The 12456-nt window shown below is 64.1% G+C and carries 8 protein-coding genes; 2 read left to right on the top strand and 6 right to left on the bottom strand.

Going from position 1 to position 12456, the window contains the following annotated elements:
• Positions 1–48: 48 nt before the first annotated feature.
• From NCT05_RS33505 to NCT05_RS33485, 5 genes are read right to left on the bottom strand one after another with little or no spacing between them, the layout of a single operon-like run.
• Positions 49–1281, bottom strand: coding sequence for an SfnB family sulfur acquisition oxidoreductase (locus tag NCT05_RS33505; RefSeq protein ID WP_250504340.1), 1233 nt, complete (start codon positions 1279–1281; stop codon positions 49–51).
• 22 nt (positions 1282–1303) lie between these two features.
• On the bottom strand, positions 1304–2641 hold the full coding sequence (locus tag NCT05_RS33500) for an LLM class flavin-dependent oxidoreductase (RefSeq protein ID WP_250504339.1): 1338 nt from the start codon (positions 2639–2641) through the stop codon (positions 1304–1306).
• The gene (locus NCT05_RS33495) at positions 2638–3831 is read right to left on the bottom strand and encodes an LLM class flavin-dependent oxidoreductase (protein WP_250504338.1); all 1194 of its coding nucleotides are present in this window, start codon (positions 3829–3831) and stop codon (positions 2638–2640) included. Before NCT05_RS33495 ends, NCT05_RS33500 begins: the two co-directional genes overlap by 4 nt.
• Complete coding sequence (locus tag NCT05_RS33490) at positions 3828–5492, bottom strand: rhodanese-like domain-containing protein (protein ID WP_250504337.1); 1665 nt, start codon at positions 5490–5492, stop codon at positions 3828–3830. The genes NCT05_RS33495 and NCT05_RS33490 overlap by 4 nt, the downstream gene beginning before the upstream one ends.
• 40 nt (positions 5493–5532) lie before the next feature.
• Positions 5533–5967: an SDR family NAD(P)-dependent oxidoreductase gene (locus tag NCT05_RS33485; RefSeq protein ID WP_175982470.1), complete on the bottom strand. Its 435-nt coding sequence runs from the start codon at positions 5965–5967 to the stop codon at positions 5533–5535.
• Between the two features lie 211 nt (positions 5968–6178).
• Between NCT05_RS33485 and NCT05_RS33480 the strand changes: the two genes are divergently transcribed.
• Positions 6179–7546 carry an LLM class flavin-dependent oxidoreductase gene (locus NCT05_RS33480; RefSeq protein ID WP_250504336.1) on the top strand — a complete coding sequence of 456 codons (1368 nt, stop codon included), beginning with the start codon at positions 6179–6181 and terminating at the stop codon, positions 7544–7546.
• Positions 7547–7722: 176 nt separating this feature from the next.
• Here the strand turns inward: NCT05_RS33480 and NCT05_RS33475 are convergent, their stop codons facing one another.
• Positions 7723–10122 (bottom strand): hybrid sensor histidine kinase/response regulator, encoded by a 2400-nt coding sequence (locus NCT05_RS33475; RefSeq protein ID WP_250504335.1) that lies wholly within the window; start codon positions 10120–10122, stop codon positions 7723–7725.
• Between the two features lie 192 nt (positions 10123–10314).
• Here NCT05_RS33475 and NCT05_RS33470 point away from each other — a divergent pair, with 192 nt between their 5' ends.
• Positions 10315–12456: a TonB-dependent receptor plug domain-containing protein gene (locus tag NCT05_RS33470; RefSeq protein ID WP_350030111.1), complete on the top strand. Its 2142-nt coding sequence runs from the start codon at positions 10315–10317 to the stop codon at positions 12454–12456.

Below are 12456 nucleotides of genomic sequence, written 5' to 3'. Positions count from 1 at the left end.
GCTTCGCGGAAACGGCGTGCCTTTCGTGCTGAAGGCACGCCCTTTGACTTACACGTCGAGCTTCGTATAAGGATTCGCGTAAGTGAACGGATCGCAGAGTAGATCGTTCAACGCAAACTGCCCGACCGCGTGATATTTCCACCGCACGCTGTCGTGCAGCGTGTGCGTGCGCGCATTGCGCCAATGCCGGTCGAGATTGTGTTCGGAGCGCGTCGATTGCGTCCCCGCGAGTTCGAACAGCTTGTTCGATGCATCGAGCGCGAATCGCGTCGTGACGATCTTCGCTTCCGCCGTCGCGACGATGGCAGCGGCGACGGCCTCGCGCGGCGGGTTTGGGTCGCGCGCCCGGTCGATCGACTCGGCGGCGCGTGCGGTCAGCGCCTCGGCCGCATGCAAATCGACCGTCAGTGCGCCGATGTCGCGCAGCGTGTACGGGTCGTCCGTCGCATGCGATGCGCCGCTGCCGCGCGCGGGATGCGCGAACGCGTGCAGGAAGCGCTTGGTCTCATCGAGCGCGGCCCGGCCGATACCGAGATCGATCGCCGCATGGAGCACCTGCGACACGGCATTGGCCGCATCGATATACGGACGGAGCCCGCGCGCGACGATCTGCAGCGCATCGAGTTCGACCTCGTCGAGCCGCACCTGACCGCTCGCCGTCGTGCGCTGACCGAATCCCGACCAGTCGTCGATGACTTCGACGCCGCGCGCATGCCGTGCGACGAAAGCGGTCACGGGAAGACCGTCGTCATCGCGCGCGGCGACAGGAATCCAGTGGGCGAAAAGCGCGCCCGTCGAATACACCTTGCGGCCCGTCAGCACGAAGCCGTTGCCATTGGCGCGGCGGCGCACGCGCGTCTCGTGCTCCGAGGGCAGACGGTCGCCCGGTTCGGCGGTCGCATTGCCAAAGCGTTCTCCGGCGAGCGCGCGTGAAAAGAAGAAGTCCTGCTGACTCGGCGTGCCGTCGTGTCGCAGACGTTCGAGCGTCGCGAAGTGATTCTGCGGAATTTGCCCGAGCGACGAATCCGCCGCCGAGATCGTATCGAACACCTGCGCGATGGTGCGCACGGAGACATCGATGCCGCCGAATGCGCGCGGCACGCCGATGCCCCATAAGCCGCTCGCGCTGAACACTTCGATCTCGTCGAGCGGCAGCCGGCGATCGCGATCGCGCGCGGCGGCGTCGACGGCGAATTCGGCGGCGAGACGCCGCGCGGTGTCGAGGGCTTCGTCGTCCGAGCGGATGAGCGCCGCGCGCGTGAGTTGCTTGTCCTGTGTCATGCGGTTCCTGTCCTCTCGATGTTCATGCGGCATGCGCCGACGATGCATACTGGCTGGCCGGTCGCGGCAGGCCGAGATGGTCGCGCAGCGTCGTGCCTTCGTAGTCGCGGCGAAAAATGCCTTTGCGCTGCAGGATCGGCACGACGTGATCGACGAAGGCGGCGAGGCCCGAAGGAAACACGTCGGCGTTGAGATTGAAGCCGTCCGCGCCGCGTGCCTGGAACCATTGCTCGATATCGTCGGCGATCTGCTCGGGCGTGCCGACGATCATCCGGTGGGCGCCGGGGTTGCGGTCGAGCAGATCGCGCACCGTGAGGTTCCCGCTCTTCGCGAGCGCGACCGTCGAGTCGATGAAACCGCGCGGCAGGTCCGAACGCGCGACCTTGCCGATGAGCTCGTAGGGCAAGGGCGCATCGATCGACAGATCGTCGGGCGCGAGGCCGAGTGCGCCTGCAAGCCGCGCGATTTCGCGATCGGTATCGAGCAGCGCGTCGAGTTCGGCCTTGCGTTCGCGCGCCTCGCGCTCGGTTCCGCCGATGACCGGATACAGCCCCGGCAGCAGCAGGAAATGATCGGGATTGCGGCCATGCGCGCGCACGCGGTCTTTCATCTCCGCGTAGAAAGCCTGCGCCGTCGGCAGCGTCGTCTGCGCGGTAAAGACGGCGTCGGCGAAGCGTGCGGCAAGCGCGCGTCCGCCTTCCGAGGAGCCGGCCTGCACGAGCACGGGCCGCCCTTGCGGGCTGCGCGGCACGGACAGCGGCCCGCGCACGGAGAAGTACTTGCCGCGATGCTCGATCGTATGCACGCGCGCGGGATCGGTATAGCGGCCCGACGGGCGGTCGGCGACGAAGGCATCGTCTTCCCAGCTGTCCCAGAGCTTCGTCACGACCTCGACGAACTCCTGTGCGCGCGCATACCGCTCTTCGGTCGAGAGCGGAATCTCGTGGCTGAAGTTCGCGGCGGCGTGCGTGTCGTAAGTCGTCACCGCATTGAACGCGATGCGTCCGCCGCTCAGATGATCGACCGATGCGAAGCGGCGCGCGAGATTGAACGGATCGTTGAACGTGGTCGATGCCGTCGCGATCAGGCCGACATGTTGCGTCGCGCCCGCGAGCGCGGTCAGCAGCACGGTCGGTTCCAGCGCCTGCGACGGGCCTTCGGCGTGATTGCGCAGCGACAGGGTATCGGAGAGAAACACCGCATCGAGCTTGCCGCGCTCGGCCGTCGCCGCGATCGCCTTGAAGAAGCTCAGATCGATGATCGAACGTGGATTGTCGAGCGTGCGCCAGCCCGCCGGATGCCGCCCGGTGCCGGTCACGTTCGTGTTCAGATGGAGTTGCCGTGGCCGCGTGGTGGTCATGTCGTCGTGTGCGGAGAGTTGGATCCGGCGAAGTCGCGACGCAGGCCCGCTTCGACGAGCAAAGGCAGCACCGCTTCACCGAAATAGGCGAGATCGGGTTCGAAGTCGAAAAAGGTCAGTTGCACGCCGTCGCATCCGGCGCGTTTCAGCGCGAGCAGCTTGTCGACGATCTGCTCGGGCGAACCGATCAGATGCAGATTGCCGCCGAGGATGCGCTGCTCGCGCTTGTGCTTCGACCACGCTTTCGCGTCGCTGCGGCTGCCTTGCGCGACGAAGCCGTCGAGCGCCCCTTCATCGGCGTGCGCGACGATGGCGTCGCGATACGCATACGCCTCGCGCTCGGTCGGACGGCATACGATCGTCGGGTTAATGAGCGTGCGTACGTGCCGTTCGACGCGCGCCGCGCCTTCGCGAATTTTTGCGGTGTGCGCGGGCAAGGCGCCGATGGCGTCGTCGAAATCCGCGCCCGCCGGACTCGTGATGAAGACGAGGTCCGAATGGCGCACTGCATAGTCGATGCCGGCATCGGAGCCGGTCGCGTTGACGAGCACCGGACGGCGATAGCGCGGGCGCGGGCTCACGAAGGCATCGTCGAGCCGCCAGCGCGGCGTGCGGATCGTCAGGTTCGCGTCGCTGCGCCAGAGCGTGTCGAGCACGCCGACGAATTCCGCCGCGCGCGCATAGCGCTCGTCGTGCTCGATCATCGGCTGGCCGAACATCGCCCATTCGGTGGAGACGTGACCGGTCACGAGATTGATGCCCCAGCGCCCGTTCGAAATGTGATCGAGCGTCGCGCCGAACTTCGCGAGATGCAGCGGATGCCACGGCCCGTAGAGCGCATGAACCGTCGAGATCAGCAGGATGCGCTCGGTGATCGCGGCGAGCGCGCTCGTCGCGATGAATGCATCGAGCGACTGCTCGCGATACTTCATCTCGCCGCCGTGACCGTTCTTGCCGAGCCATTGCGCGAGCCCGAAGACGAGATCGAAGCCGAGCGCTTCCGCCTGCTTCGTCAGACGCGCGTTGTAGTCGAAGCGCCAGTCGGTGCCGCGCGGCAGCGTCGAAATGGACCAGCCGCCGTTCTGGATCGGCAGGAAGAGGCCGAGGATCAGCGGTTGCTGGAACGCCGCGTGCAGCGGACTGCCTTCGATGTCCGCCGGGCTCGATGCGCCGTCGAACGTGGGGCTCATTTCGCGCGCCCCGCGATGTCGGCGAGCCGTTCGCGGCTGCGCCGCGCGGTGGGCGTTTCGAAGTCGAGCACGTCGATGGACGCGATCGCATCGCGGTCCACCTGTTCGACGAGTTGCAACTCCCAGGCGAGATACGCGTTCATCTGCGCGGCGACCTGATCCGCCTTTGCGTGATACGGGCTGTACCACGCGTCGTCGTCGCCGGTCAGGTTGCCCGCGTCGCCGGCGTCCTGGGGCAGTCCGAGCGCGAGCCAGCGGCGCGTGCCGCCGATGAGCGCGGATACGCCGCCGCGCGTCTGCGCGATTTCCGCCGCGACAAGTCCCGCGAGCACGCCGTCTTCTGACGTGAGCACGATCGGCGTGTCGCGCGGCAAGTCGTTCAGATGCGCGAGAACGGCGCTCGCCGCGACGAAGCGCGCTCCCTTCACATGGGCGCGGCGGAACGCGAGGCTGCTGTCGATATCGATGGTCCGCACGGCGCCCGCTTCGATCTCGCGCAACAACGCATCGGCTTCTATCCAGCGCGTGCGCGCGCCGTGCGGACGCACGCGCACGGCCTGCGCACCGGCTTCGACGTGCTCGGCGACGAGCGATGCGCTCCCCGCATCGTCGAGCACGCGGACATCGAGATAGCCGAGTTGCTTGAGCCACGACGCCGTCATGCGCGCGCGCACGCCGTCGTCGTCGCGCAGCACGACGCGCGCATGCAGCGTGCCGACGTATTCGTCGGTTGCCTGCACGAGCTGTCCGCCGGGCGCGTTTTGCCAGCCTGCCGGATGACCCGCTTCGTATTCGAGCGGATCGCGCACGTCGAAGCGATACAGCGTGCGTTCCCCGCTTTCGCGTTCGAGCGCGGCGAGCGTGTCGCGGTCGATGACCGGCACACGGGCGCGGCGCGCGGCGGCGGCGGCGAGCTCGCGCGCGGTCGCGAGCGCCTCGCCTTCGGGGCGCGGCGCGGTGCGGATCTTGCCGTGTTCGAGTTCGAAGCCTTCGAGCAGCCACGACATGGAGCCGCCCGTGAGCGCGGCGACCGGGTTCGGCACGCCCGCGTTGATGAGCGACTGCGCGCCGAGGATGCTGCGCGTGCGGCCCGCGCAGTTCACGACGATCAGCGTATCCGGCGACGGCACGACAGCGAGCGCGCGATAGACGAGTTCCGCGCCCGCGCAATCGATGCCGCCGGGAATGCTCATCGTGTTGAATTCGCCGAACGGACGCGAGTCGAGCACGACGAGATCGTCGCCGGCATCCTGGCGGGCCTTCAACGTCGAGGCGTCGATGTTGGGCGTATGCAGCTTGTGCTCGATGACTTCGCCGAATGCCTTGCCCGGCACATTGGTGCCCGAAAAAACTTCGAAGCCCGCCTGCGCCCAGCCTTCGACGCCGCCTTCGAGGATCGCGACGTCGGTATAACCCCAGCGTTCGAGCAAGGCGGCTGCGCGCGGCGTGTACTCGCCGTGGGTATCGACGAGAACGATGGGTGTGCCGCGGCGCGGCACGAGGCGATCGATCAGCAGTCCGAGCCGGCCCACCGGCGCAACCGACGAATAGAACAGACGCTTTCGCGCGGAGACGCCTTCCTCGCGCACGTCGAGCACGGCGAGTTCCGAGCGTTGAGCGATGAGCGTGCGCAACTGCGAGGCGGATACGGAACGGGACATGAGAGAGAAGTCCTTGAAAGTAGGAAGCGGAATCGAGAAATCAGGCGTACGGCGGGCCGCCGCCATCCACATAGAGACGCGTTCCGGTGACGAAGCGGGCATCGTCGGAGAGCAGATACGTGACCGCCGCCGCGACGTCGTCGGGCGTGCCGGGGCCGTCGAGCGCGGTGAGACGCGTGGGTTCGGCGTCGGCCTGGCCGGTCGTCATCGACGCGAAGCGCGGCGATTCGATCGGACCGGGCGCGACCGCGTTGACGCGCACGCCATGCGGCCCGTACTTGCGTCCGAGACCTTGCACGAGCAGGTCCAGCGCGGCGTTGACGCTCGAACCGGGGAAATGATTATCGATGTTGCGCGAGGACGCGACCACATGCGCGCCTGCGCAAGCGAGTCTTCGCACGACGGCCGCGCCGAGCGCGCCGAATGCGCCTGTGACCCAGAAAACCCGGTCATTGAACTGATCGTGACTGGACATGGACGGATGCACATGGGATGGAAGCTCTCCATGTTGATTCCTCGTGTCGTCAGGACGAACGGATCATTTCGCGAAAGCTCTGCACGATGGGCGTAATGGGCTTGCCAGCGACCGGTCAATTTGCTTAGCTGATTAACTTGGTTGGCGCGACGCGGCCTCTCTCCTAGTGTGTATCGCTCCGAAATGCCGGCCGCGAGAAAGCGCGCGCACCATGAACAGACATCTGCATTTCAACGCGTTCCACATGAACGCGCCCGCGCATTCGTGGGCCGGATTCTGGCGGCATCCGCGCGACCGTTCTCTCGAACACAACACGCTCGGCTACTGGATCGAACTTGCGCAGACTGCCGAACGCGGCCTGTTCGACGGCGTTTTTCTGGCCGATGTCTTCGGCATCTACGATGTCTACGGCGGTGGCGTCGACGCGACGCTGTTCTCCGCCGCGCAATCGCCATCGCACGATCCGCTGCTGACCGTGCCCGCGATGGCGCATGCGACCAAGCACCTGGGCTTCGGCGTGACCGCCAATTTGACGTACGAGCATCCGTATCAGTTCGCGCGGCGTTTCTCGACGCTGGATCATCTGACGGGCGGGCGCGCTGGCTGGAACGTCGTCACCGGATATCTGGAGAGCGCGGCGCGGGGCATGGGACTGGAGAAGGCGCGCGAGCACGACGAGCGCTATGCGGCGGGGGAGGACTTCCTCGAAGCCGTCTACAAGTTATGGGAAGGAAGCTGGACGGAGGGCGCGGTCGTGCATGACAGGCGCGCGGGCAAGCCTTACACGGACCCGTCGAAGATCCGCCGCGTGTTGCACGAAGGGCCGTACTTTCGCGTCGATGGCTTCAATCTCGTGGAGCCGTCGCCGCAACGCACGCCGGTGTTGTATCAAGCCGGCGCATCGGGACGCGGCAAGGCGTTCGCCGGCAAGCATGCCGAATGCGTGTTCCTCGAAGGCCAGACGCCTGCCATCGTCGCGGCGGCGGCGCGTGACATCCGCAAGCATGCGGTCGATGCCGGCCGCGCGCCTGACGACGTGCTGCTTTATCTCGGCGCGACCGTCGTGGTGGCGCGCACGTCCAGGGAAGCTCGGGCACTCCACGCCGAATACGCGGAATATGTCGACACGCTCGGCCAGCTCGTGCTCGTGTCGGGATGGACCGGCATCGACTTCGCGGCGACGGATCTCGACGAACCGATCCGCTATGTCAAAAGCAATGCGCTGCAATCGACCGTCGAAAACCTGACGAAGCGCGCCGGGCGGCCGATCACGCCGCGCGACATGACGCGCTTCGATCAGATCGGCGGGCGCGGGCCGTTCATTGTCGGCGATCCCGCAGAAGTGGCGGATCAACTCGTCGCGTGGGCCGATGAAACCGGCGTCGATGGCTTCAATCTGCGTCGCACGGTCATGCCGGAGAGCCTGCATGCGTTCGTCGATCTGGTCGTGCCGGAGTTGCAGAACCGTGGCCGATATCGCACGGCGTATGCGGACGGCACCCTGCGCGAGAAGCTGTTCGCGGGACGCGGGCCGCATCTGCGTGACACGCATCCCGGCGCGCGTTATCGCGCGGGCTGAGAAGCGCCGCCCGCGATGCGGTGCCGATTTCATAGGCAGCATGGGCCGAGTACCGAACTCCGCACTGCGTTTTCGGGAGGAGCGCAGGACTTGATCTACCATCTTCGACAGATCCGCCATTAAGCGTCGGCAGACGCCTGCCTGTCAACGCAATTCGCCTGTCGGGCGATGGTGTTCTATTCGCGATCCGCGCGCGAAGCGACATCGCCAAGCAGGGAAAAAAGTCTCCGCACGTCCAATGGCTTGACAAAGTGATGATCGAACCCGGCGGCGATCGCGTTCTCTTTGTCCTGTTGCAAGCCGTATCCAGTTACTGCGATGAGAACTTTGCGCGCGGTCTCCGGGCGGCACCTGAGTTTGGACGCCAACTGATATCCGTCCATGTCGGGCAAGCCGATGTCGAGAAGGCATACGTCGGGATTCCACTGTTCAACTTCCTTCAGGGCTCCATTGCCGTTTGCCGCGACACGTACTTCATTTCCCAAGGTTTGCATCAGCATGGCAAGCGTCTCCGACGCGTCCGGGTTATCGTCAACGATCAACACCCGCAATCGGGATAACACAGGCAGCTCAAGAGAATTGTCCGTCTTGTCATTTCGTTGGACATTCGAGGTTTCAGCCTGCTTCAGGCATACAACAAACGTGCTGCCTTCGCCGGGACCTGCGCTGTACGCGGTGACGGTACCTCCATGGAGCTGGACCAGACTCTTGACGAGTGCGAGTCCTATCCCCAGTCCACCTTGAGAGCGATCGGAACTGCGTTCGCCTTGCGCGAACAAGTCGAAGGCGCGCGCGGCAATTTCCGGCGTCATCCCGATGCCGTTGTCCGCTACGACGGCTTTGACACAGTCGTCGTTCAAGCTCACGGTGAAGTCGATAACGCCTGCTTCCGGCGTGTACTTGGCTGCATTATTGAGCAGATTGACGAAGACTTGCGTCAGCCGCTTCTCGTCTGCCCGTACCAGCGCCGCCGTCGACGACGTACGCAGCGAAAGACGATGCCTTTTCCTCTCGATGATCGGTCTGACCTGCTCGATTGCGTCAGCCGCAACCCGATTTGCGTCGAGCACCTCGACGTTGAGGTTGATCAGTCCCTGCGTTACCCGTGACACATCGAGAAGGTCATCGATGAGTCCCGTCATGTGTTTTACTTGTCGCGAGATGATTTCGCACGACTTGCTGACCCGTCGCGCATCGTTAGGTGCGACCCTCATCAGTTCTGCCGCGCTTGCGATAGGCGAGAGCGGATTGCGGAGTTCATGTGACAACATGGCGAGGAATTCGTCCTTCCGTCTATCGGCGAGACGCAACTCCTCTTCGGCGTTGACGCGATCGGTGATGTCCAACTGTGCGACAACGGCGCCGACGATGGCGCCATGATCGTCCCTGATGGGGGCCCCCGTGCTCAGTAATGTCCGTCGATTGGGCGGGTCATCGAAGCTTTCGATGGAGACGATATCCCTGGCGGCGGCTTCACCGTTTAAAACGCGCGCCGTAGTCCACTCATGGGCGGTGAGTGGATGGCCGTGTCTGTCTGAATGATCGGCCCAGCGTCCTTTCCACATCTCGAAGTCTTCGATGTTTTGTGGGCGCGGATGATTCTCGCCCCAAAACTGAGCAAACGATCGATTCACTCGTTCGATCGCACCGCCTCTGTCGCTGACGACAATGCCGATCGGCGCGGCTTCCAATACTGCGTCCAGGCGGCGGGTAGCGTCCAGTGCTTCGCGCGCGGCGCTTCTTGCGTTCCGCTCGCTGGCGACCAGACGTTGCTCATCTTCTCGCTGCTCGGTAATGTCAGAAAAGAGGACTCCCACCTGATGAGGCGTTGCAGCGTCAGGGCGGAATGCATAGATGTCGAACCAGCGTCCTAGCTGCGACGCCTCCCTCTGTGCGTGAATCGGGAGGCCATTCCTGGCGACCGCGCCATAGATATCGAAGAAGTGGCGGTCGTGGCCGGGAATCACTTTGGAAACGTTCTTTCCCACGACGTCCACCAACCCCGTGTGCGCCTGGAATGCGGGATTCACCATGACGAACTTGTAGTCCATTGGCTCCGCGCCCTCATCGAACGATAGCTCGATGACGCAGAACGCCTGGTTGATCGCATCAAAGAGGCTTCGGAATCTCTGTTCGCTTGCGGCGAGCGCTTGCCGGGTCAAATGCGCATTCGTGACATCGGTCGTGGTATGAGAGACGCAGAGCAGCGTGCCCTCTGAATTGAAAATCGGCGTGTTGACAGCACTCCAAAAGCGTTCTTCGTAACGTGTCTTCCCGTCGTCGGTGGTCACCCAGAGCGGGAATCGCTGTAGCGGCAATGTCTGAGGTTCACCCGTCTCGATTGCACGAGCAATCGATTGGCGCAGCGCTTCGACTCCTGTGTCTTCCGGATCAGCTTCATTGTGGGGGAACACATCGAAAAGGCTCCGTCCGACCATCTCTTCTCTGCGAAGCGTCGAGGCCTTGAGGAACGCATCGTTGACCGCAAGGATGATTGCGTCCCGTGTGGGGGAGAGCAAGTAGCTCCCGACGGGCGCCGTGTTGAAAATTTCTGCGAAGATCTCAGGGGAGGCCATGGGGACGGAGGCGCGGCAGGAGACGCCTTGAATTCTCCGGAGGATGGAGAAGGCAGTTGCGCAACATCCGTGCCGCCGCTTCAGGGTAAGCGATCAGACGACGGCGCTGGCGTGCGCTCACGCCGGCACACAGCGCGGTGCGGGGTGCCGCGAAAATATTACCGACACGCGGCCGCTGAAGCGCGCCGACGCATGGAGTCCGACTCAAGCGGCCGGGTGCGGATGCCGATAAGAAAAGAACCCTCGAATTCATTAGAACATGCCGTACAGATGTCGATCTTCACCCAGCCGCCAAGTCTTTGTTCCGCTGATGCACCGCTGCACTTTGTCGCCGGACTTTTCATGGCCGCGTTCGTCGGCGCGTGCGTGACGCCCGCGTGTGCGGCTACCGCTCCGTCGCTCGCGCGCGCATCGCTCCAACCGGAGAACGAAGACCTTGCTTCGATGCCGCTCGAGTCGCTGATGAGCATGACCGTGAGTGGTGCGACGCGGGTCGCACAGTCCGCGGCGAGCGCGCCTGCCGCCGTCATCGTTCTGACCGCCCGTGACATACGCGACTACGGCTGGCGCACGCTGGCCGATGCGCTTGCAACGCTGCCGGGACTGTATATCACCTCCGATCGCATGTACTCGTATCTCGGCGCGCGCGGTTTCCAGCGCCCGGGTGATTACAACAGCCGCTTCCTGCTGCTCGTCGACGGAATGCGTTTGAACGACGGAGTCTATGATCAGGCGCCCGTCGGCTCCGACTTTCCGATCGACATGGATCTCGTCGAGCGTATCGAATACATACCCGGCCCCGGCTCGGCCGTGTATGGTTCCAATGCGTTGCTTGGCACCATCAACGTAATCACAAAGAAGGGCAGCGAGATCGGTGGCGTTCAACTCGCCGGCGCTGTCGGCAGCTTCGGTGAGAAACAAGCTCGAGCGACGTATGGTTGGCATAGCGCGCACGGCGCGGACCTCGTGCTGTCCGCGACGGCTTACGAGCGCCACGGCCAAGACCTCTTTTTTCCCGAGTTCGATACGCCGGACAAGAACAACGGCGTAGCAAACGGACTCGATGGCGAGCGCAACCAGAAGTTGTTCGCGAAGTTCGGCATCGGCGGCTTGCGCATCAGCGCGGGCTACGGCAACCGCACGAAGGACGTTCCTGGCGCGCCTTACGACGCTGTCTTCAACGCACCCTTTAGCGTAACGGACACGCATTCCTTCGTGGATGCCACGTACACGCATCATTTGCGCAACGACATTGCGATCGACTATGAGCTTTATTCGGGGCGTTACGACTACACGAGCCGTCAGCTCGTCTCGCCCGCGCCGGGCATCACCAACGTCGATGGCGATCATGCCGTGTGGTACGGCGGCGATGTGCATGCGACCGTGCGCACGGTGCCGCGCAATCGCATCGTGGCCGGCGTCGATTACACGATAAACACGGCACGCGACCAGTGGAACTACAACGTTGGGCCGTATGAGCGCCTGCTCGACGACCATCGCGTCAGTCAGCGCGTCGGCGTGTATGTCGATGACGAAATCAAACTCGCCGAGCCGCTGACGCTCGACATCGGCGGCCGCTTCGATAGCGAGACGCGCATCGGCGGCAATTTCAGTCCCCGTATCGCGTTGATCTGGCGGCCGACCGCAAGCGATACGTTCAAGCTCGTCTACGGCACCGCATATCGCGCGCCGAATGCCTACGAGATGTATTACGCAATTCCCGGCGAAGGCGGGCAGCTTGCGAATCCCTGGTTGAAGTCGGAACGTATCGGCACGCAGGAGTTCGTCTACGAGCGTGCATTGGGCGGCACGGGACGCGTGACCCTCTCGTTGTTCCGTTACTCGCTTCGGGACCTCATCACCGAGTCCATCGACCCGGATTCGGGTCTCTATGTGTTTCGCAACGTCGATCGCGCGCAGGCACGCGGCGCGGAACTCTCATGGCAGAAGCAGTTTGCCTCGGGCGTGCGCGCGCGGGCCAGTTACGCCTATCAGTTCTCGCGCGATTCCGTGTCGGGCGGCGCGCTTCAAAACTCGCCGCGCCACATGGCCAAGGTCAACGTGAGCGTCCCGCTGTTTGCCATGTCGGCGCGCGCAGGTTCCGAAGCGCAGTGTCTGTCGTCGCGGCTCGCACAAGCGGGCTCGGCGGGGGGCTACTGCGTCGTCAACGTGTCGCTCCACAGCCGGAAACTTATTGCGCCGGCAGATGTGTCGCTGTCGGTTTATAACGTCTTCGACCGCCGATATGCAGATCCGGCTGGCCCCGGCTTCGCTCAGAACGTCATCGTGCAGCAGAGCCGCACGCTGCTGGCGAAAATGGTCTACGGGTTCTGA

It is taken from the genome of Caballeronia sp. AZ7_KS35, assembly GCF_023631045.1.
Taxonomy (GTDB): domain Bacteria; phylum Pseudomonadota; class Gammaproteobacteria; order Burkholderiales; family Burkholderiaceae; genus Caballeronia; species Caballeronia zhejiangensis.
The sequence above is the reverse complement of the archived record's forward strand: the minus strand, read 5'-3'. Positions and strand labels throughout refer to the sequence as shown.

What these genes read in the sequence shown, in the direction of transcription:
- NCT05_RS33505 (WP_250504340.1), bottom strand. Translation starts at nt 1,281, where the DNA reads ATGACACAGGACAAGCAACTCACGCGCGCGGCGCTCATCCGCTCGGAC.
- NCT05_RS33500 (WP_250504339.1), bottom strand. Translation starts at nt 2,641, where the DNA reads ATGACCACCACGCGGCCACGGCAACTCCATCTGAACACGAACGTGACC.
- NCT05_RS33495 (WP_250504338.1), bottom strand. Translation starts at nt 3,831, where the DNA reads ATGAGCCCCACGTTCGACGGCGCATCGAGCCCGGCGGACATCGAAGGC.
- NCT05_RS33490 (WP_250504337.1), bottom strand. Translation starts at nt 5,492, where the DNA reads ATGTCCCGTTCCGTATCCGCCTCGCAGTTGCGCACGCTCATCGCTCAA.
- NCT05_RS33485 (WP_175982470.1), bottom strand. Translation starts at nt 5,967, where the DNA reads ATGTCCAGTCACGATCAGTTCAATGACCGGGTTTTCTGGGTCACAGGC.
- NCT05_RS33480 (WP_250504336.1), top strand. Translation starts at nt 6,179, where the DNA reads ATGAACAGACATCTGCATTTCAACGCGTTCCACATGAACGCGCCCGCG.
- NCT05_RS33475 (WP_250504335.1), bottom strand. Translation starts at nt 10,122, where the DNA reads ATGGCCTCCCCTGAGATCTTCGCAGAAATTTTCAACACGGCGCCCGTC.
- NCT05_RS33470 (WP_350030111.1), top strand. Translation starts at nt 10,315, where the DNA reads ATGGAGTCCGACTCAAGCGGCCGGGTGCGGATGCCGATAAGAAAAGAA.